General features: G+C 61.8%; 17 protein-coding genes and 2 pseudogenes. 14 read left to right on the top strand and 5 right to left on the bottom strand.

Annotated features, from left to right (window positions below):
• Window positions 1-450: 450 nt before the first annotated feature.
• Window positions 451-765, bottom strand: coding sequence for a hypothetical protein (locus AC0V8S_RS40495; protein ID WP_475439203.1), 315 nt, complete (start codon window positions 763-765; stop codon window positions 451-453).
• A 132-nt stretch (window positions 766-897) separates the two neighbouring features.
• Between AC0V8S_RS40495 and msuE the strand changes: the two genes are divergently transcribed.
• The 10 genes and pseudogenes from msuE to AC0V8S_RS40445 all read left to right on the top strand — a co-directional run bounded on the left by msuE (window position 898) and on the right by AC0V8S_RS40445 (window position 10,710).
• The gene (gene msuE, locus AC0V8S_RS40490) at window positions 898-1,455 is read left to right on the top strand and encodes an FMN reductase (protein WP_475439508.1); all 558 of its coding nucleotides are present in this window, start codon (window positions 898-900) and stop codon (window positions 1,453-1,455) included.
• A 175-nt stretch (window positions 1,456-1,630) separates the two neighbouring features.
• On the top strand, window positions 1,631-2,956 hold the full coding sequence (locus tag AC0V8S_RS40485) for an LLM class flavin-dependent oxidoreductase (RefSeq protein ID WP_475439507.1): 1,326 nt from the start codon (window positions 1,631-1,633) through the stop codon (window positions 2,954-2,956).
• Between the two features lie 70 nt (window positions 2,957-3,026).
• Window positions 3,027-3,956: a TauD/TfdA dioxygenase family protein gene (locus tag AC0V8S_RS40480; RefSeq protein ID WP_475439202.1), complete on the top strand. Its 930-nt coding sequence runs from the start codon at window positions 3,027-3,029 to the stop codon at window positions 3,954-3,956.
• Window positions 3,957-3,984: 28 nt separating this feature from the next.
• Complete coding sequence (locus tag AC0V8S_RS40475; RefSeq protein WP_475439201.1) at window positions 3,985-5,076, top strand: ABC transporter substrate-binding protein; 1,092 nt, start codon at window positions 3,985-3,987, stop codon at window positions 5,074-5,076.
• 1 nt (window position 5,077) lies between these two features.
• The gene (locus AC0V8S_RS40470; protein ID WP_475439200.1) at window positions 5,078-5,920 is read left to right on the top strand and encodes an ABC transporter permease; all 843 of its coding nucleotides are present in this window, start codon (window positions 5,078-5,080) and stop codon (window positions 5,918-5,920) included.
• Window positions 5,917-6,741, top strand: a complete 825-nt coding sequence (locus AC0V8S_RS40465; protein WP_475439199.1) for an ABC transporter permease — start codon at window positions 5,917-5,919, stop codon at window positions 6,739-6,741. The genes AC0V8S_RS40470 and AC0V8S_RS40465 overlap by 4 nt, the downstream gene beginning before the upstream one ends.
• Window positions 6,738-7,568, top strand: a complete 831-nt coding sequence (locus AC0V8S_RS40460; RefSeq protein ID WP_475439198.1) for an ABC transporter ATP-binding protein — start codon at window positions 6,738-6,740, stop codon at window positions 7,566-7,568. The genes AC0V8S_RS40465 and AC0V8S_RS40460 overlap by 4 nt, the downstream gene beginning before the upstream one ends.
• A gap of 273 nt (window positions 7,569-7,841) precedes the next feature.
• A complete protein-coding gene (locus AC0V8S_RS40455) occupies window positions 7,842-9,290 on the top strand; it encodes a CYTH and CHAD domain-containing protein (protein WP_475439197.1) in 1,449 nt (482 codons plus the stop codon).
• Between the two features lie 549 nt (window positions 9,291-9,839).
• Window positions 9,840-10,291 (top strand): annotated as a pseudogene (locus AC0V8S_RS40450) (phasin family protein).
• A 182-nt stretch (window positions 10,292-10,473) separates the two neighbouring features.
• Window positions 10,474-10,710: a hypothetical protein gene (locus tag AC0V8S_RS40445; RefSeq protein ID WP_475439498.1), complete on the top strand. Its 237-nt coding sequence runs from the start codon at window positions 10,474-10,476 to the stop codon at window positions 10,708-10,710.
• 8 nt (window positions 10,711-10,718) lie between these two features.
• Here AC0V8S_RS40445 and AC0V8S_RS40440 read toward each other — a convergent pair whose 3' ends face one another.
• The 4 genes from AC0V8S_RS40440 to AC0V8S_RS40425 form a co-directional block, all read right to left on the bottom strand.
• Window positions 10,719-12,062, bottom strand: coding sequence for a DUF7986 domain-containing protein (locus AC0V8S_RS40440; RefSeq protein ID WP_475439497.1), 1,344 nt, complete (start codon window positions 12,060-12,062; stop codon window positions 10,719-10,721).
• Window positions 12,010-12,546, bottom strand: coding sequence for a recombinase family protein (locus AC0V8S_RS40435; RefSeq protein ID WP_475439496.1), 537 nt, complete (start codon window positions 12,544-12,546; stop codon window positions 12,010-12,012). The genes AC0V8S_RS40440 and AC0V8S_RS40435 overlap by 53 nt, the downstream gene beginning before the upstream one ends.
• Window positions 12,547-12,776: 230 nt before the next feature.
• Complete coding sequence (locus AC0V8S_RS40430) at window positions 12,777-14,153, bottom strand: sensor histidine kinase (RefSeq protein ID WP_475439495.1); 1,377 nt, start codon at window positions 14,151-14,153, stop codon at window positions 12,777-12,779.
• The gene (locus tag AC0V8S_RS40425) at window positions 14,140-14,823 is read right to left on the bottom strand and encodes a response regulator transcription factor (protein WP_475439494.1); all 684 of its coding nucleotides are present in this window, start codon (window positions 14,821-14,823) and stop codon (window positions 14,140-14,142) included. Before AC0V8S_RS40425 ends, AC0V8S_RS40430 begins: the two co-directional genes overlap by 14 nt.
• A gap of 350 nt (window positions 14,824-15,173) precedes the next feature.
• Here AC0V8S_RS40425 and AC0V8S_RS40420 point away from each other — a divergent pair, with 350 nt between their 5' ends.
• The 4 genes and pseudogenes from AC0V8S_RS40420 to AC0V8S_RS40405 all read left to right on the top strand — a co-directional run bounded on the left by AC0V8S_RS40420 (window position 15,174) and on the right by AC0V8S_RS40405 (window position 20,439).
• Complete coding sequence (locus tag AC0V8S_RS40420; RefSeq protein WP_258597725.1) at window positions 15,174-15,854, top strand: response regulator transcription factor; 681 nt, start codon at window positions 15,174-15,176, stop codon at window positions 15,852-15,854.
• 241 nt (window positions 15,855-16,095) lie between these two features.
• On the top strand, window positions 16,096-17,337 hold the full coding sequence (locus tag AC0V8S_RS40415) for an efflux RND transporter periplasmic adaptor subunit (RefSeq protein ID WP_258597734.1): 1,242 nt from the start codon (window positions 16,096-16,098) through the stop codon (window positions 17,335-17,337).
• Window positions 17,334-18,470, top strand: a pseudogene (locus AC0V8S_RS40410) (efflux RND transporter permease subunit); the annotation flags it as partial. The gene AC0V8S_RS40415 and the pseudogene AC0V8S_RS40410, both read left to right, overlap by 4 nt.
• 112 nt (window positions 18,471-18,582) lie before the next feature.
• Window positions 18,583-20,439: an efflux RND transporter permease subunit gene (locus AC0V8S_RS40405; RefSeq protein WP_475439493.1), complete on the top strand. Its 1,857-nt coding sequence runs from the start codon at window positions 18,583-18,585 to the stop codon at window positions 20,437-20,439.
• The last annotated feature ends 55 nt before the right edge of the window (window positions 20,440-20,494 follow it).

Genomic DNA, 20,494 nt, shown 5'->3' with positions numbered 1-20,494 from the left:
TGATGCATTAGTTCCCGCGCGACACCGCATGCCGACGAAAAAAGGAAGGCCCGAACGATGCAATGCAGGCACGCCTGTAGCCTATGCATGGACCAACGCTGCCTTTCGACACGACGGAAAACCGATAAGCCTGCTGGCAATAAAGATGGACCTTCGTGCTCCTCTCCAGGCTTCGCATAGCGAGCTCTTCTTTGGAGCAAGCCCGCAGCCGGACCGCGCGGCGTCAGCGTCTGTTCCTACCACCTGGTCCGAGGCTCGGGTTACGATGTGTCCTGTTTTACCGGTCAACAATCGAAGGTGTGCGCTCAACCGCAGATCGGTCCTGGCGACTTCCCGACCTCGACGGGGATCGCGGCCAATGCGCCGACCCCCCGCCAGCGCGTCGATCGTCGTCGCGCCGACCGATGTCTGACCAATGAGTCGACGTAATTTCGTCAGTTCGCCTCGGATTCATCGCGCAGGATGAATTTCGAGAACGCTGCAAGCTGCTCTTCCACCGGTGCGCGAGGTCGCCGCCGCGCTAGTGGGCATGCACCAGAGCCAGAAGACGACTTCGTCAGAAAGTCCGGCAAACAGGGCTTTTTGCAGAATGCGGCTCATGATCGCCACCGCCCGCGGATACAAAGTCACATGATGCCCGACGCAGACATCGTCACCGGCCCCGTGATCATTGACAAAAGTAATCTCGACAAGGTCCGTCACCGCGTGATGGAAGCTGGCTATCAGATACGCGATCGCAATTGGCCTGACCCGTCTCAGTTGCATCGAATAACCAATTGCAGTCGATGTTCCGCAAACTCCATCCGATTGGGGATTGTTTTTTGAAATACGCTCTCTCTTTTAATTCTATCGAATCGATAGAGTTAAGCGGCGGTGATCGCTTTGAGGAGCCAAGTAATGTCGAAAAAGTTCGCGATAGGGGTGTCGGGCAATCTTACTCGTCCTTCGAAGACCAGGGCGTTCGTCGACCACATAGTCGGGCAGGTAGCGAAGAAGATTGGCGCATATTCGGCAACCTTCGATATCGAGGATTTCGGCCCCTCCTTCGCACAGGCCAGACGGCTTAGCGACCTTGACCCATCGGCCCGAAACATCGTCGAGCAATTGTCGAGCGCCGCCGTCCTGGTGGTCGGCTCGCCGACGTTCAAAGGCAGCTACACTGGGCTATTCAAGCATTTCTTCGATCTGCTGGAGCCCACCTCGCTTAAGGGAAAGCCAATCATCCTCGCGGCGACTGGGGGCGGCGAACGTCATTCCCTCGTCGTGGAACATCAGCTTCGGCCGCTCTTCGGCTTCTTCGAGGCGTTGACCATCCCGACAGGTATCTATGCCTCCGACCGGGACTTCGCCGATGGCGCTATCATATCCGAAGCCATCCGCAACCGCACGGAACAAGCCGTAATCGAAGCGTGTCGGCTGGTTGGAGAGACGGGCAGCATTAGCCTGGCCGCCTAAGCATTGTGCGGGCGGAAATGACGACGCTGGCAACTTGTTGGCCGACAGCAAAGCTGCCGAAATCCTGACAGATCGCACCCTCCGGTAAGGCGCCGTCCTCATCGTGAATTTCTATTGTTGACTGAAAAGGAGACTGAAGGTGAGCAAAGTTGGAAAGCTGCGGCTTGGCGCCTTTATGTATCCGGCTGGCCACCATGTGGCGGCATGGCGCCACCCGGACACCGCCGCGGATGCAACGACGAGCCTCAGGCAGCGCATCGCATTCGCCCAGGCGGCTGAGCGTGCGAAATTTGACCTGGTCTTCCTGGCTGATGGGGTCGCGGCTCATACGGATGATCTCAAATCCCTCTCCCGGACTGACGAATGGGCCGTCGGCTTCGAGCCATTGACGCTCCTGTCGGCGCTTGCGGTTGTGACGGAGCGCATCGGCCTGGTGGCAACAGCCTCCACCACGTTCAATGAGCCGTTCAATCTGGCACGCAAATTCGCCTCGCTCGATCAGATCAGCGCCGGCAGGGCCGGCTGGAACCTCGTGACCTCGTCCAATCCGCTCGAATTGGAGAATTTCGGCAACATCAGCCAGTTCGCCCACCAGGACCGCTATTCAAGGGCGGAAGAGTTCGCTGATGTCGTGCTCGGCCTATGGAACAGCTGGGAGGATGATGCCTTCCTGCGCGACAAGGATAGCGGGCTCTTTTTCGACCCGGAGAAACTGCATATCCTCGGGCACCGCGGACGGCACTTCCGGGTGCGCGGACCGCTGACGGTCTCGCGCTCACCGCAGGGTCACCCGATCGTCGTCCAAGCGGGCTCCTCGGAGGCGGGCAAGGAGTTGGCTGCCCGTACAGCCGAGATAGTCTTTACCGCCCAGCGGACGCTCCAGGAGGCTCAGAGCTTCTATGCCGACCTCAAGGGCCGCCTCGAGAAGTATGGCCGCCATCCCGATGATTTGAAGATCATGCCGGGTGTCTTTCCGGTGGTGGGGCGAACCGAAGCCGAGGCGCGCGAAAAGTTCGAGGAGATCCAGTCGCTGATCCATCCCGACGTTGGGCTGGAGCTGCTGTCGAACCTCTCCGGCGGTGTCGACCTTTCCGCCTATCCCCTCGACGGGCCGCTACCGGACCTGAGCGAGACCGAGCGCGGCAAGAGCCGCCAGCAATTGATCATCGATCTCGCCCGGCGGGAAAATCTCACCATCCGTCAGCTCTACGAGACCATCGCCGGGGCGCGCGGCCATTGGCAGCTTGTCGGAACGGCTGAGGCCATCGCAAACGAACTCGAAGAGCGCTTCAAGAAAGGCGGCGCCGACGGCTTCAATATCATGCCGCCGACCGTGCCCGGCGGGCTCGACGATTTCATCGAGCTGGTCATCCCCGAGCTGCGCCGCCGCGGCCTGTTCCGCACCGAATATGAGGGCCGTACCCTGCGCGAGAACCTCGGGTTGAAGCATCCCGCTCATCGTGCCCCTCACCGCGAGCCCGACAGTCAGGCGGCCGAGTAACCCACGCCCAATCAACCAACCCGGCAAAGGGCCGAGCCACGCCGGCGGCCCAACCAAGGAGCAGTCCGTCATGACCACGTCAACCCAAGCCAGCATCACCGAATCCTCACTGACAATCAAACCGGTCGCCGGCCGGATCGGCGCCGAGATCGCCGGCATCAAGCTTTCGGGCGACCTTTCCGACGAGACGATAGCAGCCGTCAATGCCGCTCTACTACAGCACAAGGTGATCTTCTTCCGCGACCAGGATCAGCTGACCGATGCCGAGCAGGAGCGTTTTTCCAGGCGCCTCGGCAATCTCGTTCCACATCCGACTGAGCATGTACGCAACGGCACGACGTCGATCCTTGAACTTGACTCGTCGCGAGGTGGCCGCGCCGATGCCTGGCACACGGACGTCACCTTTGTCGACGCCTATCCCAAGATCTCGATCCTGCGCGGCGTGACCATTCCCGAGGTCGGCGGCGATACGGTTTGGTCCAACACAGTGGCCGCCTACGAGAGCCTGCCACCGGCGCTCAAGGCGACGGCGGAACAGTTGTGGGCAACCCATAGCAACGCCTATGACTATGCCGCCCAGCGCCCGCATGCGAGCGAGGCCGATCGCCGCCACTATGAAGAGGTTTTTGCTTCCACCGTCTACGAGACCGACCATCCCGTGGTGCGGGTCCATCCGGAGACCGGGGAGCGCTCGCTCATACTCGGCTCCTTCGTGCAGCGCTTCGTCGGCTATTCGAAAAGCGATTCCGAGCAGCTCTACGCCCTCCTCCAGTCCCATGTCCTGCGGATTGAAAACACGGTGCGCTGGCGCTGGCGAGCGAACGACGTCGCCATTTGGGACAACCGTGCCACCCAGCATTACGCCGTCAACGACTATGGCGACCGCGCCCGTGTCGTGCGCCGCACCACTCTCGACGGCGACGTACCGGTGAGCGTCGACGGCCGCCACAGCGTCACCCGCAAGAAGCTAGTCCGCGACGCCATCACCCGCGCCGCCTGACCCTTCCCTCAAGCCAGGATTCCCACTCATGAAATTCGCGCATATTGCTGCCCTGATTGGCGGCCTTCTCGCCACCGCTCCCGCGTCGGCCGAGACCCTCATCCGCATCGGCTATCCCGGAACCGGCATCGACGACCGGCCCTATGCCTATGGCGACTACATCGCCGTGGCCAACGTGCAGCAGCTTGTCGAGGCCGAGTTCAAGGACGTTCCAGACGTCAAGGTTTCCTGGACTTTCTTCCGCGGCGCCGGCCCGGCCCTCAACGAGTCGCTCGCCGCTGGACAGCTCGATTTCGCCGCCGGCCTCGGCGATCTGCCTTCGATCGTCGGCCGCTCGCGCGGCCTGCAGACGAAATATCTGGCCTCGGCCGGCAGCCATGATGCGCTCTATCTCGCGGTACCCCCGGATTCGCAGCTCAAGACAGTGGAGGACCTGAAGGGCCATAAGGTGGCGCAGTTCCGCGGCACCAATTTGCAGATCGCCACCGACCGCGTTCTCGAAAAGCACGGCCTCACCGAAAAGGACATCCGCTTCGTCAGCCTCGACTCGAATGCCGCCACGGCGGCGCTCGTCTCGGGCAATGTCGAGGCTTCCTTCGGCGGCTCGGAATATCTCGACCTCGCCAAGCGCGGCGCGGTCAAGATCATCTACTCGACCAAGAACGACGACCCGACGCTTGGGCGCAATTCCGGGCTCCTCGTCACCGCGGAGTTCGAGAAGGCCCACCCGGAATTCACGGCCAAGGTCGTGCGCGCCTTCGTCAAGGCCGCCCGCTTCGGCTCAGACGAGGCCAATCGCCAGGCAGTCTTCGAGCTCTGGTCGAAGGCCGGCCTGCCGGTCGAAAGCTTCGAGGCCGATTTCAAGGACGAACCCCTGGCCCATCGCCTGTCGCCTGTCGTCGATGACTTCATCGTCGCGCGCTACAAGGACCAGGCCGAGCGCGCCAAAGCCTATGGCCTGATCAAGAAGGACGTCGATATCGACAGCTGGTTCGAGACCAAGTACCTCAAGCAGGCCCTGCTGGACCTCAAGCTCGAGAACTACTGGTCCACCTTTGACGCGAAGGGCCAGAAAGTGACCGCGGGCGAGGTCGAACACACCAAAGCGGCGAGCAACTAAGATGAGCAGCGGCCAAGCCGCGGCCCAGACCGGCCATGGGGACAGCACCGCCGGTGCTGCCCCCACTCGCCGGCGCATTCTCCCGGCCGCCGGCATCCTGGTTCTCGGCCTCGTGGTGCCGCTAGGGCTTCTGACGGTCTGGACCGTCGCCGCTCTGCTGGGCCAATTGCCGGAGCAGATCCTGCCGCCGCCGTGGATCGTGTTCGACACTTTGTTGGACGGCATCCAGGACGGCTCGCTGCTCTCCGGCGCGGTGACGAGCCTTGAGCGCGTTGCGGAGGGATTTGCTGCCGGTGCGCTGGTGGGCCTCGTCTTCGGCACGGCAGTTGGCTTGTCGAAGACCCTTCGCGAATTCGTCGATCCACTGTTCCTGGCCCTCAGCCAGGTCCCGACCCTCGGCTGGATGCCGATTGTCATTCTCGTCGTCGGCATCGATGAAGGCCTGAAGATCATCGTCATCGGCTGGTCAGCCTTCATTCCCGTCGTCCTGAACACGTCCCAAGGCGTGCGCGACGTTCCGGAAGCTTATGTGGAGCTTGGCCGTGTCCTTTCGTTCAGCCGCTGGTCGAAACTCACGATGATCGTGCTACCCTCCGCCGTCCCGTCGATCTTCACAGGGCTGCGAGAAGGCCTTGCCAACGGCTGGCAGACCCTGGTTGCGGTAGAACTCATCGCATCATTCGAAGGGCTCGGATACCTGATGGCCTATGGCCGTCAGCTTTTTCAATTGGAACTCGTTCTTTCGGCCATGGTCGTGGTCGGCCTGATCGGATTGGTGATCCATGGCCTGCTCACGCTTGCCGAAAACCATCTGCAACGCTGGCGTCCGGAGATCCCACGATGAGCCTGATCACGATGGCGGGTCGGGAGCGGCTGTCGCACAGCGCACCGATCGCACCGCCGCCCTTCCGCCTCACCGGCCGACATTTGCGGCCGCTTGCGGTGCCGATTGCGCTGCTCGCGATTTGGGAGTTGCTCGCCCATGCCGGTGCTGCTGAGCCGCGTTTTCTACCGTCACTTGAGGAGGTGGTGGCCCGCGCAGTTGCAGAGTTCAGCCACGGTGGTCTCGGCTTCAATCTAATGGCGAGCCTGGAGCGCGACCTGATCGGTTTCGCGTGTGGCAGTGTGGCCGGGATCGCGCTTGGTCTGGCGATCGGATTTTCCCGCCTCGTCGAACGCCTGCTCGGGCCGGTGCTGCTGGCACACCGCCAGATCGCCCTCTTCGCTTGGGTGCCCCTCATCTCGATGTGGTTCGGCGGAGGCGAGACCGGAAAGGTCGTCTTCATCGCGCTCGCGGCCTTCCAGCCGACCTTGATCAACACGTGGCAGGGCGTGTCCGGCATCCCGCGCAGCTATCGCGAGCTTGCCGACGTGCTGACCTTCGGCTGGTTCGACTTCGCCCGGATCATCGCCATTCCGGGTGCGCTGCCGCAAATCTTCACGGGCCTTCATGCCGCTTTGATCTACGCCTGGACCGCGACGGTGGGGGCCGAGCTTCTGCTCAACATCGCACCAGGCATCGGTGGACGCATGAATGAGGGCCAGCAGCTGTTCCACATGGATCTATTGCTGCTGTGCGTACTCCTCCTCGGTGGCGTCGGCGTGGTCTTCAATGTCATCGCCGGCTCCCTGGAGCACCGCTTTCTGCACTGGAGGAACCCATGAGCGGCCCTGTCGCCATTTCTGAGCGGGGACGTGGGCAAAGCCACGCTTTGGAGATTATTGACGTCAGCAAGAGGTTCAGTGTCGCCGGCCGTCAGGTCCAGGCGCTGTCCCATATCCATCTTGCGGTCGACGAGGGCGAGTTCGTCAGCATCGTGGGATCCTCCGGTTGCGGCAAGTCCACCTTGCTGCGGCTCGTGCTTGGCCTCGACACTGATTATGACGGCGACATCCGGGTCGATGGACAGAGGGTGGAACGGCCGAGTCTCGACCGTTCGATCGTTTTCCAGGAGCACAGGCTTTTGCCCTGGCTCAATGTCGAGGCCAATGTCGCGGCGGCGCTGCGCCAAAGCCGATTGGGCGCTGCCGAGCGGGCCGAGCTCGTTCGCGACCATCTGCATCTCGTCGGCCTCGATCAATTCGCCAAAGCCTATCCCGCCCAACTGTCGGGCGGCATGGCGCAGCGTGTTGCGATCGCCCGCGCGCTCGTTACGAAGCCGCGCTTTCTGCTGCTCGACGAGCCGCTGGGGGCCCTCGACGCGCTAACCCGGCTGCGCTTGCAGGACGAGCTTCAGCGGATCGTCCGGCACGAGGGCACGACCGCCGTGCTCGTCACGCACGACGTCGATGAAGCAGTCTATCTCGGGGATCGGATCGTCATCATGCATCCCCAACCTGGGCGGATCGCCAAGATTTTGCCCGTGACCGACGCCGTGTCTCGCGACCGCTCCGATCCGAATTTCATTCGGCTTCGCGACGAGGTGTTATCCTGGCTTGGCGTGTCGCGGATTGGAAACGATGCTGACGCCGAAGCTCGCCGCAGCGCCTGACCGCCGACATGGCTTAAAGTCATGTCCGCGCTCGATGATCCACCACGCGGCTCGCCTCCTTCTTTTCTTTGGTAGCCATCTCTGTGTCCTTTCCTGCTTCATCGGATGAACGAGGACTGAGAAGTGTGGTTCCGGCTCGCGGATTGTCTGCCGGCTTGAGGTCCGGCCGCTTTTGGTCGAGGCGGGCGGTTGATTGTGACAGTCTCGTGACGCACCATGCGGGTTGGCGTTCCTTCGATTGCCGTGAAGCGACGCTGCGCCGAGGACATCATCATGCAGGAAACGGAACTGAAGCTCGAGCTTTCGCGGTCGGGTGCGGGGTCGCTCCTGAAGAAAAATCCGTTCGGATCCTCGCCCACCATTCTTCAGCAGAGATCCATCTATTTCGACACCCCCGGATGGGATCTGTCCAAGCGCGGCCTGTCGCTTCGCATTCGGCAATCGGGAAATGAACGGATACAAACCGTCAGAGCCGGCGATGGCGCCGAGGCCGGATCGTTCACACGCGAGCAATGGGAGCGACCGGTCGCAGGCGATACACCGATACTTGACGATCCGCAGATCCGAGACCTGCTTGCAGGGGCTGGCCCAAAAGTCGCGCCCCTGTTCGAGATTCACGTCAAACGGCATCGTTGGAATGTGATGGATGGCGACGCCACGATCGAAGTCGCTTTGGATCTTGGCAAGGTCGTTGCAGCCGATCGCGAGGCCCCGCTCTGCGAGATCGAGTTGGAAAACAAGGCGGGCCCACCGACAGCGCTGTATGCCCTCGCCCGGAAAGTCGCCCTGATCACGCCGGCGCATCTCGGGGTGCTGAGCAAAGCGGAACGGGGCTATCGTCTGCTTGGCTCGGCGCCCGGTGCTGTGAAAGCGGCTTCGACCCCGCTCACGTCCAAGACGAGCGCGGCAACGGCTTTCGCGCACATCGCCGCGGCCTGTCTCAGACAGTTTCGCCTCAATGAAACGGCGCTGGCCTGGCCCCGCGATGCCGAGGCCCTGCACCAGGCTCGCGTGTCGCTGCGACGGCTGCGCTCCCTTTGCTCGATCTGCAAGTCGCTGTTCGACGACAGCCGTTTCGACCACCTGCGAGAAGAATTGACATGGCTCGCCTCGGAATTTGGCGATGCACGCAATATCGACGTGATGATCGACCGCGCTTCGAGCGAGGCTCTTTCAAGCCGTCTTCAAGACGCGCGCGACGACGCCTATGCGGCGGTCGAAGCATCGCTCTCCTCGGTGCGCGCCCGCTCCTTGCTGATCGATGCCGCCGAGTGGATTTCCGTCAGGGACTGGCGAACCCAATCGGACGAAATGTTACACGAGCAGTCGTCAAGGGATTTCGCCTCCGGTGTATTTGATAAACTTTGGAAAAAGGTGGCGAAGGGCGGCAACAATCTCATCGATGCCGATGACGAAACCCGCCATAAAGTGCGCATCGCCGCAAAGAAACTGCGCTACGCGGCGGAGTTCTTCGAGCCGCTTTACCAGAGCAAGGCGGAAGCCAAACGCCATCGACGGTTCATCATGGTGATGGAGGACCTGCAGGATCAGCTCGGTGGCCTCAACGATCTCGCCACCGCCCCCGATATGCTGGCAGGCCTGGAGCTTTCGGACGTGGCTGGTGCGAAGGATCTCTTCAGCGCCGAAGACAAGGCCAAGTTTCTTGTGGGCGCCGCGGAAGCGCACGACGCCTTTGTCAACACAAGGCGCTTCTGGCGTTGAGGCAGCATGCAGGACCACAGGGAGCGATAAGCACCTTGGTGATCGGCAGATTCGACGTCAACTAACAAACAATGCCTGATCCCATATGGTGTCGGGATACCTTCATGCATTGGCTTTGCTGGTTGACGGCGCGGCGGTGTTGGTCTTTCCGCAGGCGCTGCCAACGTTCCGGGCAGCCGGCGTCACGACGTTGAATTGACGAACGCGACATGGCGCCACCGCAAGCGCGCCGGAAGGTGCCCGTGGCGCCTTCTAGTGACTTAAAGAGAAGGCCAGCTGTATCGGTCGAGCGTCCGAAACACCGTAACACCGAGCGATGTGGAAGGAAGCGCGAATAATATAAAAAAGCTCCGAGCTTCGCGTGCTGTAATAGGTCGGCTGATTAAAAGCCCTGAGCCTGCCGGCAGCCTTCATTGGCGACCCCTATTGGCGCAACGCCGGCGCAGCCCGCTCGCAAAATTCATGTGGGCTTCATAAATCCGTTGCGACGACTCCGTACGTGAAGGGGACGGCTTTGTTTTGAGGCCGCCCTGGAACAGGATGGAAAAAATGTCCAAGCTCCCCGGCAAGACCGAAACGATCGAAAACGTCGAATTCCCTGCCTTCGACCCATCCAAGGCTACCGAGCAAGTTCACGCTGTTGTCGACCGGGGCCTTGAGCAGTCGAAGCAGGCATTTTCCAAATTGAGTTCGGACGCCGAAACGACACAAAGGGCTTTTCAGTCGACCTTTGAAACGGCCAAGACCACCGGCAACGAGGTGTCCCTGAAGATGCTTGACGCTCTGCGAGCGAATGCCGAAGCCGGCTTCACGCACCTTGAAGCACTAGTTGCCGTGAAGTCGCCGTCCGAGTTCATCGAACTGCAGACCGCTTTCCTGTCGAAAAGTCCGCAGAGCAGGCCAAGGGCCTCCAGGTCGTGATGATGAGGGCTAGCGAGGACATGTCCAAGCCGATCAGGGATGCCTTTGAGAAAGCGTTGAAGGAACGCAAGGCTGCCTGATTGCTTAAGGCAACCGAGACCGAAGCTCAGTACCTCGTCTATTAGGGACCTGATGCCGGTGCTGTTCAATTGGTCGGGCGGCTTTATCTGCCCGACCGCATAGAAGTGAGAGCCCTCACAGATTTCAGGCTCGCCCGCCTCAGGCTGTCTATCGCGCGCTTTTGAGCCCCGGTGACGAGGTCATGGGCTTGCCCATTCCGGAAGGGGGCCATCTGACTCACGGTTGGGCATCAACTTTTCCGGGACCGATCATCAGTGCGTCTCCTATGGGATGCACGAAAAGACGCAGCAATGACTATGACCGCGAGCGCGAGACGGCTACGCGGGAACGGCCGAAGCTCATTTGGGTCGGCCGAACTGCTTATCCGCTTGTCTTTGACTACGCACGGGCCTCAGTACATTACGGGACACAGATATAGAGTAGCGGTTACTGGCGAAGATCGAAGACGCCAAGTTCGTGCCACATCCATTCGAAACTATATGTGGCCATCGGGTCCACCGGATCGGGTTGCCTTGAGGACTGGTTTTCGAGATATTTGAGCCACTCGGCGACTTTTTGGCGGCCGGCTGCTGATTTTGCAGCCTGACGTGGCGTCTTGTTGCCAAGCATGCCGACCGGCTGATCAAGGGTATCACGATATTGGCGGTCCAGGAACTGATGGACGACCTGCTCGGCGATTTCGGGCGGTATATCGGATGTGGCGCCTGCCTGAATGCGGGAAGGAGGATCAGCCATCATTTGCTCAACGGTGCGGATTTCGGTGAGGGGCGTTCGGACGAGATCACCCAGAGCTTGCCGGATCAGGGCTGCTCCCTTCTCCGCGCGCTCTGCTGAATTTGTCGCCAGGTGCAGGAAGCGTCCCTTCATCTCGACATTTCCCAGCACGCGAGAACCGTTATCCATCGTGGTGTCGAGAGAAAGCGTGCCGCCGAGTCTCCCCTTGGGTTTCTCTTCTAGCCAGTTCCAGGATTTTGCGTTTTCCTGCGACATGCCGGGAATGGCGTTCATCTGCAAGGCAATGTCCTTCTGCGCTACCCCTGCTGCCAGCGGAAACCTGACATCGTGGAATACGAGATCGTCACCGTCCGCATTCTGGACTGACGGCATCCCCATCGTCCGCTCAAACGTGTCGAACAGCCATGAAAGAGTGAACATAGAGGCCGCTGCCTGCAGGTCTTCATCCCTGATGGCCGGCAGCTTCTTCGCATTCTTTTTGCCGAACAGCCGGCGCAGGCCATCGAACAGCGCGTCGGCGGCCTGCGGTGTGAACGGTAACAATCCCCCTGCAAAGACATTCTTACCCACCACGGGCACGATGCGAGCGGCGATCCTGTCCCACTGCTTCAGCGTTTTCGTGGCCGTCCCCTCGCTAACGGCGATCGGCTCGCCGCCGCGAATAAGGTCGCGCGCCATGAGCGACTTCCCCGGGACCACCTCGCTGACTTCGTACAAGCTCATGATGGAGGTTCGCAGCGCTTTGATATAGGCCTTCGATTGGGCGTTTTCCTTCCAGCCGCGACGCTTGAGATATACATCGACAATGTTTCCGCCCTGGACCTCGAAGTCCTGGGTCAGGAAATCCTCGAAGGCGCAGCCCCACAGCGTCATGGCCCAATCGTCGCCGAGGATTTCGGCGACGTCCTCGAATTCCATGTCTCCTGCATCGAGGGCCGGCCCGAAATGATCCTCAAACACCTCCTCGAAATACTTGCGCCATTCATCGCGGGCGAGGAAGTTCATCAGACCCTTGAGGGCATGACTGGTCGGCATGGAGGATCTCCAGTTTATGGCGGTGTTCGGCGACGATACGTGAGACAGTCGGTCCGCTCACGTCGTAAAGTCTAGCCATTTCGGCGCAGCTTTTGCGGCCCGACAAGACACTTTCGGCGATTTCCCGGCGTTTTTTCGGATCGAGTTTTCTGCGCCGTCCCCCGATCCTGCCTTCGGCTCGTGCCTTGGCGAGAGCGGTCGTGGTCCTTTCCCGGATCATGGCACGTTCGAATTCCGTGAAGGAGCCGACAATCTGCGTCATCATGCGACCTGCGGTCGTGTCGATCGCCCCGCTGAGTGACCAGAACCCGGCACCTTGACTTGTGATCTTGTCCATCAGATGAACGGGGTCTTTTAGCGAACGCGACAGACGATCCAGTTTCCAGACGACGACCGTATGCCATCGCGCAAGTGATCGAGCACACGCTGCAGCTCGAGCCGGTCCCCAGCGCCCGCCCGATGCCTTCTGTTCGAGCCCCGTCATCTGCGACAGGACCTGGGGTATGCCATTGGGACAACGAAAGGACCTAATGGATCCTGATGCGCAATTGGCTTGGTATCGATCAGCCCGGTCACGGTACCGCGACGCCACGCCGACCATCTGCACGAAAAGATCGCTGAAACGGGGGCCGAAATCGCGTCACTACGTCCTGGTTCGGCAACCGAACAACCGGCTGTTTTTGGATGCGCTACAGCGCTCAGCGAAGCAGGCTCTCAATTCTCGACTATGTGCGACAGCGTCTCGGATCGGTCGCGGGTCAAGGCTATCCGGCAACCGGGTGGTCCTTCGATCACCATATCCATGTCATGTAAGCGCGCGATCGCCGCCACCAGACTGAGGCCGAGGCCGTTGCCGGGTTCGTGACGGCTCGGCTCCGCGCGGTAGAACCGCTTCAGAACCATGGTTCGGTCGGCCTCGGAAATACCGGGGCCGGTGTCGCTGACAGAGACGATGTCGGCTGCGCCGCTGCGGACAAGTCGTACATCGACGGAGCCGCCCGCCGGCGTGAACTTGATTGCGTTGTCGATCAGGTTGGCGAAGGCCTCGAAGAGCAGGCTCGGGTCACCGCGCGAGAGTCTGGCGGGCTCGCCCTCCAAATGACACCTGAGCCTGATGTTCCTGTCGTCCGCCAGCGGCTCGTAGAACTCGACGGCATCGGTGACGATGGCACCAAGGTCGACGTCGATGAAACCGGCCCGCCGCGCGCCGTCCTCGATTTCGGAAATGCGCAACAGCGCGCCGAAGGTCTTCAAGATGCCTTGCGTTTCGGCAATCGCCTCGTCGACGCTTTCGGCATAGTCGGCAGTGGATGACGACCGTCTTCGCGAACGGTCGAGACCGGCAAGCAGGCGGGTCAGCGGCGTGCGCATTTCATGGGCGATGTTGTCGCAAACGCCTTTCACCTCGTTCATCAGCCGCTGCAATTCGTCCAACATCTCGTTGACCACGGCGACAAGCCGCCCCACGTCTCCGCTGCCTCGCGTCGGCAGGCGGCCGGAGAGGTCGCCCTTGACGATGCTGCGGGTCGCCTTGGTGATGTCGTCCAGTTGCCGGACCGCACCGGCACCGATCAGGATTGCTCCAACCAATCCCAGAACCGTCGTCACGCCGCCGGCGAGCAACATTGCGCCGAGCAGGACGTCGCCGAATTCGTTCAATTCGTCGACGCTTTGCGCAACTAGTAGGGTTTGGCCTGTCGGCAATCGCCAGGTCAGCCCGCGAAAGGGCGCCATGGGAAGATGGCTTCCGTGGCCGAACTCGAACGGGGCGGTGGCATTGTCATGTCCGGCGGGGAAGGGTAGCGGGTTGCCGGCGAGGACGTTGCCGGTCGCATCGTAAAGGGTAATCGGCCGCTCGGCGGTGGCGTCGTCGCGCTGGCGGTTATCCAGCCTCTGTGCCAGCGCGGTCGCATCCAGACGCGATAGCACCTTGCCCTCGCGCTGCACCCATTCGTCGACCCTGTTCGAGAGAAAGCCTTTCACCTCCCATGAGATGAAGGCGAAAAGTGTCAGCGACGCCAGGCCGAACAAAGCCAGGAACGCGATCGCCAGCCTGAAGCTGGTTGTCCTGGAGAGCTCAACCAGCCGCATTGAGGACGTAACCCGAGCCGCGCACCGTCTGGATGACCGACGGCTCGCCGGCCGTGTCGATCTTGCGCCGCAGCTTGCTGACATGCACATCGATGAGATTGGTTGGCTCGTCGTAGCGGTAGTGCCATATCTCCTCGAACAACATGGTGCGCGTCACCACCTGTCCGGCATTGCGGACAAGATATTCCAGGAGCCGGTATTCCCTCGGCAACAGGTCGACGAGCTGGCCGTGACGGCGAACGGTGTGCGTCAGAAGGTCCACCTCCAGCGGGCCGGCCCGCAGCACGGATTCGGTTATCGGTGCATTGCGCCGGCGAAGCAGGACATCCAGCCTTGCCGTCAGCTCAAGGAAATCGAAAGGCTTGGTCAAATAGTCATCGCCGCCGGCCTTCAGTCCGCGAACGCGTTCGTCGACGGCCGTCAAGGCGCTGAGGATCAGCACCGGCGCATGGATGCCGGCTGCACGCAGCGCCGCCAGGACGCCCAGTCCGTCGAGGTCGCCTGGCAGCATGCGATCGAGAACGATGGCATCGTAGGGATCGCTGATCGCTTTCACCAGACCATCACGACCGGTGAAAGCTGTCCGTGTCTCATATCCATAGTCGACAAGCGCCGCCTCGATCTCGCGCGAGGTCTGCACATCGTCCTCTATCACCAGTACGGTTGTCACACTGCACTCCGACGGCGGGCAAGATCATGCCGCTGCTTGCATTTGGTATTCCTGTATTCCTTTAGACGCATCCGACCTAGATCGGTTTCGCGCCAACATTAAATCGGATTCATGTTTGCTTCCGGAAAGCCCAGCGGAAGCTCCACAGCGGCGGCGAACTGGCGAGCCTTGGCGAAACTGAACAAATCTGGTCATGGTGGCCTCTCGCTCCTATGTTTTGCGGGAGATGGGTGCGTTTGGCGTCAGCCTGATCCTGCGAAACTCGGTTTCTCCATACAGATCCTGTGATCCGGCAATTTCGCCATATCATGAGAGCGGGTTAATCTTCCGGCGGCGAGAATGGCGGTCCGATGCGTATCCTGATTGTCGAAGACGATGAAAAGACGGCGAGTTACCTGAAGCGCGGTCTTTCGGAAGCCGGCCATGTCGTCGACCGCGCCCGCGACGGCGCCACGGGCCTGGCCATGGCGCTGGAAGACATCTACGACGTTCTGGTCCTCGACAGGATGCTTCCGCAGATGGACGGCATCGAATTGGTCAAAGGCATCCGGGCCCACGGCAACCAGGTGCCGGCGTTGATGTTGAGCGCCCGCGCCAGCACGCAAGACAGGATCGAAGGCTTGCAGGCGGGATGCGACGACTACATCGCCAAGCCCTATGCCTTCGCGGAGATCCTGGCGCGGCTCGACGCGCTGGCAAGGCGCGTCCAGCCGACACGGCGGCAGGCGGTGCTGAAGGTCGGCGAGCTGGAGCTTGATCTGCTTGGCCGGCGCGCGGTGCGCGGCGCACGCCACATCGATCTCCAGTACCGGGAATTCCTGTTGCTGGAGCTGCTGATGCGCCACGCCGGCCAGATCGTGACGCGTTCGATGCTGCTCGAAACGGCATGGCCCTATGATTTCGAACCGCGCGGCAACGTCGTCGACATGCATATCCACCGCTTGCGCGGCAAGGTGGATGAGGGGTTCGCCGCCCCGCTGATCCACACGGTGCAGGGCTCGGGCTACGTTCTCAGTCCGCAGCGGCCCTAGCGTATTTTCCTACCTGAACGATATTTCATGTTCGGGCGAACGGCCCGACATGAACGCGACCCCATGGTGATTGTGCAATGCAGCATTTGCGCTGCGCTGCCTGTCGACAAGCGGAACACCGGCCCGAAAATTCTCTCCAGTTCGAAGTGTTGCTCCCCGCATTTGATACGGGCACGTCCTCGAAACAGAGAATGCCATCCGCCTCTTCGCCGCAACGGCAGCCGAACCCATGGAGACCCCTGTGCGCGACGACCCTGAAAACCAAGACAACCAGACGGATGCCGGCCTGCCGACAGACAGTCGGACGACGGGCAGTCTGGCTTCCACTTCCGGTACTGTACGGTGGCTGGCGATCGGCGCCATCCTCATCGTGGCGGCGGGTGCCGGAGCCCTGACGCTTCGCCAGGGGGACACCGCGCCGCTTGCCAAGATCGCCGCCGCGCCGATTCCGGTCACCGCCGCCATTGCCTCTGTACGCGACCTGCCGATCGCGCGCACCGGGCTCGGCACCGTGCTTCCGCTGAACCAGGTCGACGTCAAGGCCAGGGTCGACGGACAGATACAGCGCATCTTCTTCAGCGAGGGACAGGAGGTGAAGGCGGGCGATATCCTTGCCCAGATCGATCCGCGGGCCTATGCCGCGCTGCTCGCGCAGGCGCAGGCCACTTTGCAGAAGGATGTCGCGCAGCTCGCCAATGCGCGCGCCGATGAAGCGCGGGCGACGAAGCTCACCCAGTCCGGGGCCGGCACCACGCAGGCGGCCGATACGGCCCGCGCCCAGGTTGCGGTCATGCAGGCGACGGTTGATGGCGATCAGGCCGCGGTCGATACCGCCAAGCTCAATCTCGACTATGCTACGATCACCGCGCCGATCTCCGGGCGTGTAGGCCTGAAGCAGGCCAATGAAGGGTCGCTGGTGCATGCCAATGATGCCGTGGGTATCGTCACCATCACCCAGATGCAACCGATCTCCGTGCAGTTCTCGCTGCCCCAGGACCAGTTGCCCGACCTTCAGTCCGGTCAGTCCGCTGGCTTGATTCCGGTTGCCGCCGACACTAGGGACGGTTCCACGAAGATCGCTGACGGCAGGCTGACGGCCATCGACAGCCAGATCGACGCGACGACCGGCATGATCAAGCTGAAAGCTGAATTCGACAACAACGACAAGGCGCTCTGGCCGGGGGCACTGGTGACGGTTCAGGTCGGTGTGCGTACCGAGCATAACGCCGTCGTGCTGCCTTCCGCCGCGGTGCAGAGCGGCCAGAGCGGCCCCTATGTCTTCGTCGTCAAGCCGGACAACACCGTTACCATCGCCAAGGTGACCACAGGCGATGTGGTCGGCGACGTCACCATGCTGACCTCCGGCGCGGTGGCCGGCGACAACATTGTGGTGTCGGGCCAGTCCCGCCTGACCGAGGGGACGAGCGTGAAGGTGACGCAGGCCGACGACCCGTCCCAGAAGGTGGCGCTGGAGACGAAATGATGAGCATCTCGGAACTCTTCATCCGGCGCCGTGTCGGGACCTGCCTGCTGGCGCTCGGCGTCCTGATGCTGGGCGCGGTGGCTTATTTTAGCCTGCCGGTGGCGCCGTTGCCGCAGATCGACTTCCCGACGATCGAGGTTGAGGCGCAAGTTCCGGGCGCCAGCGCCGACACGATGGCGAACACGGTTGCGACACCGCTGGAAAATTCGCTGTCGAGCGTTTCCGGCGTGACGCAGATGACGTCGTCCAGTGCGTCGGGCCGCACCACGATCGTCATGCAGTTCGACCTGACGCGCGACATCAATGCCGCCGCGCAGGATGTGCAGGCGGCGATCTCGGCGACCAGCGGCTTGCTGCCCAAAAGCATGACCAGCCCGCCGACGTACCACAAGGTCAATCCGGCGGAGGCGACGCTGCTGACCCTTTCGCTGAGCTCCGACATCATGGCGACGACCGAGCTCGACCACTATGCCGAGGACGTGATCGCCCAGCAGCTGTCGCAGATGATGGGCGTCGGCCTCGTCGACTTTCACGGGCCGCAACGCCCGTCGGTGCGCATCCGACTCGATCCCGACAAAGTCGCCGCGCGCGGCCTGACGCTGGAGGACGTGCGCACCGTCATCGGCCAGCAGACGGTCAATGCGCCCAAAGGCTCGCTCAGCGGCGATGGGCGCACCGTCGTGCTCGGCGCCACCGATCAGCTTGTCGATGTGGCGGCCTATCAGGGAATGGTTGTGGCCTATCGCAACGGCGCGCCGATCCTGCTTGGCGACCTCGGCACGGTACTCACCGCGCCCCAGGATACGCACCAGGCGGCCTGGTTGCAGGGCACGCGCTCGGTAATGATCGATATCCACAAGCAGGCCGGCTTCAACGTGCTCAGCACCATCCAGTCGATCAAGGACCGACTGCCGGCGCTGTCACAAAGCCTGCCGGCATCGGTCAAGCTGACGGTGGTGGGCGACCGCACCCAGATCATCCAGGCATCCCTCGCCGATGTGCAATACACGATGCTGATCACGATCGCGCTGGTGGTCGGCGTGATCTTCGTGTTCCTGCGCAATTTCTGGGCGACGGTGATCCCGAGCATCACGATCCCGCTGTCGCTGTTTGGCACGTTCTGCGTGATGTATCTGCTCGGCTACAGTCTGGACAACCTCTCGCTGATGGGCTTGGTCATCGCGGTGGGTTTTCGTCGTCGACGACGCCATCGTCGTCATCGAGAACATCACCCGCCATATCGAAATGGGCAAGTCGAAGATCATGGCGGCGATAGACGGCGCGCGCGAGGTGACCTTCACCATCATCTCGATGACTATTTCGCTGATCGCCGTCTTTATCCCCATCCTGTTGATGGGCGGTGTGGTCGGCCGCCTGTTCCGCGAATTCGCGGTGACGGTGAGCATTGCCATCCTGATATCGGGCCTGGTTTCGCTGACCGTGACGCCGATGCTGTGCGCCTGGCTGATCAAACCTGACCGCGACCGGCAGCATGGACCGTTCTATCGATGGTCGGAGCGGGGATTCCAGGCCGTGACCAACGGCTATGCGCGTTGCCTGGACGTCGTGCTGGCGCATCGCGCACTGATGCTGCTGGTCACAGTCGGCACGCTGGCGCTGACGCTGTGGCTCTACACGATCACACCGAAGGGGTTCCTGCCCGAGCAGGATACCGGATACATCCAGGGGCAGGCACAAGCGGCCACCGACATTTCCTTCGAGGCGATGTCGACGAAGATGCAACAGCTCGGCGCCATCGTGCAGAAGGATCCCGATGTCGACAACGTCGGCTTCTGGATCAACCCCAGTCCATCGGTCAGTGTCGGACAGATCCAGGTCAACCTCAAGCCTTTTGCACAGCGCAAAGCCAGCGCCAGGCAGGTGATGGCACGACTCAAGTCGGCCGCGGCCAACATCGAGGGCCTGACGCTGAACATGCTGATCCGCCAGGACATCCAGATCGGTGGGCGCCAGGGCGCGGCGCAATACCAATACACGCTGCAAAGCGGCGACACCGCCGAGCTCGACAAATGGGCGGCGACCATGAAAAAGGCGATTGCGGCGCTGCCTGGCCTGCTCGACGTGTCGTCGGACGCGCGGCCGGCGGCGACCAGCGCGACGCTCGATATCGACCGCCCGACGGCGGCGCGGCTCGGCGTCAGCGTGCAGGCGATCGACGACGTCCTCTATGACGCCTTCGGCCAGCGGCAGGTCGCCACGCTGTTCACGCAGGTCAGCCAGTACCATGTGGTGCTGGAGCTCGATCCGAGCTTCCAGCTCAACACGGATGCGCTGAGCCGCCTGTATGTCCGCTCCTCAACAACGCAGAAGCTGATCCCGTTGAGCATGCTGGCGAGTGCGAAGAACGGCGTCCTGCCGGTGACGGTGAACCACCAGGGCTCGCTACCGGCGACGACGCTGTCGTTCAACCTGGCGCCCGGCGTGTCGCTCAGCGATGCGGTGACGGCGATCCACGCCGCCGAGATCAATGCTGGAATGCCGGTCAGCGTCACCGGTTCCTTCCAGGGCACCGCGCAGGCCTTCCAGGATTCGCTGGCCAGCCAGCCCTGGTTGATCCTGGCGGCGGTGATCGCCGTCTATATCGTGCTCGGTGTCCTCTACGAGAGCGCGATCCACCCGTTGACCATCATTTCGACGCTGCCGTCGGCGGGGCTTGGCGCCTTGCTGGCGCTGCTGCTGTTCGGGCAGGACCTGTCGATCATGGGCATGATCGGCATCATCCTGTTGATCGGCATCGTCAAGAAGAATGCGATCATGATGATCGACTTCGCGCTGGAGGCGGAGCGCGAGGAGGGACTCAGTCCGACCGAATCGATCCGGCAGGCATGTCTGATGCGCTTCCGGCCGATCATGATGACGACACTGGCCGCGCTGCTTGGCGCCTTGCCGCTGGCGCTAGGCCATGGACCCGGCGCCGAACTTCGCGTGCCTCTGGGAATAGCGATCGTCGGCGGGTTGGTGATCTCGCAGATACTGACCCTGTTCACGACACCGGTCATCTACCTGATCTTCGACCGGTTCACCGGTCAGCGAAGAAAGCCGGCGGTTAAGGCTGCGCCAATTCAAATCGCCCTCGAATGACGCCGGGCACGATGTGGCTGCATGTTGCACGGTTGAAGCGAAAGAGCCCCAATTG

The sequence above is a fragment of the Mesorhizobium oxytropidicola genome, from assembly GCF_056174625.1.
This window is presented reverse-complemented; position numbering and strand designations above follow the sequence as displayed.

Excerpts from the sequence above, each read along its gene's own strand:
- AC0V8S_RS40475 (WP_475439201.1), top strand. The coding sequence starts at position 3,985 with ATGAAATTCGCGCATATTGCTGCCCTGATTGGCGGCCTTCTCGCCACC.
- AC0V8S_RS40455 (WP_475439197.1), top strand. The coding sequence starts at position 7,842 with ATGCAGGAAACGGAACTGAAGCTCGAGCTTTCGCGGTCGGGTGCGGGG.
- AC0V8S_RS40470 (WP_475439200.1), top strand. The coding sequence starts at position 5,078 with ATGAGCAGCGGCCAAGCCGCGGCCCAGACCGGCCATGGGGACAGCACC.
- AC0V8S_RS40405 (WP_475439493.1), top strand. The coding sequence starts at position 18,583 with ATGGGCAAGTCGAAGATCATGGCGGCGATAGACGGCGCGCGCGAGGTG.
- AC0V8S_RS40480 (WP_475439202.1), top strand. The coding sequence starts at position 3,027 with ATGACCACGTCAACCCAAGCCAGCATCACCGAATCCTCACTGACAATC.
- AC0V8S_RS40440 (WP_475439497.1), bottom strand. The coding sequence starts at position 12,062 with ATGCCGACCAGTCATGCCCTCAAGGGTCTGATGAACTTCCTCGCCCGC.
- AC0V8S_RS40435 (WP_475439496.1), bottom strand. The coding sequence starts at position 12,546 with ATGACGGGGCTCGAACAGAAGGCATCGGGCGGGCGCTGGGGACCGGCT.
- AC0V8S_RS40495 (WP_475439203.1), bottom strand. The coding sequence starts at position 765 with ATGCAACTGAGACGGGTCAGGCCAATTGCGATCGCGTATCTGATAGCC.
- msuE (WP_475439508.1), top strand. The coding sequence starts at position 898 with ATGTCGAAAAAGTTCGCGATAGGGGTGTCGGGCAATCTTACTCGTCCT.
- AC0V8S_RS40465 (WP_475439199.1), top strand. The coding sequence starts at position 5,917 with ATGAGCCTGATCACGATGGCGGGTCGGGAGCGGCTGTCGCACAGCGCA.
- AC0V8S_RS40420 (WP_258597725.1), top strand. The coding sequence starts at position 15,174 with ATGCGTATCCTGATTGTCGAAGACGATGAAAAGACGGCGAGTTACCTG.
- AC0V8S_RS40485 (WP_475439507.1), top strand. The coding sequence starts at position 1,631 with ATGTATCCGGCTGGCCACCATGTGGCGGCATGGCGCCACCCGGACACC.
- AC0V8S_RS40445 (WP_475439498.1), top strand. The coding sequence starts at position 10,474 with ATGGGCTTGCCCATTCCGGAAGGGGGCCATCTGACTCACGGTTGGGCA.
- AC0V8S_RS40460 (WP_475439198.1), top strand. The coding sequence starts at position 6,738 with ATGAGCGGCCCTGTCGCCATTTCTGAGCGGGGACGTGGGCAAAGCCAC.
- AC0V8S_RS40430 (WP_475439495.1), bottom strand. The coding sequence starts at position 14,153 with ATGCGGCTGGTTGAGCTCTCCAGGACAACCAGCTTCAGGCTGGCGATC.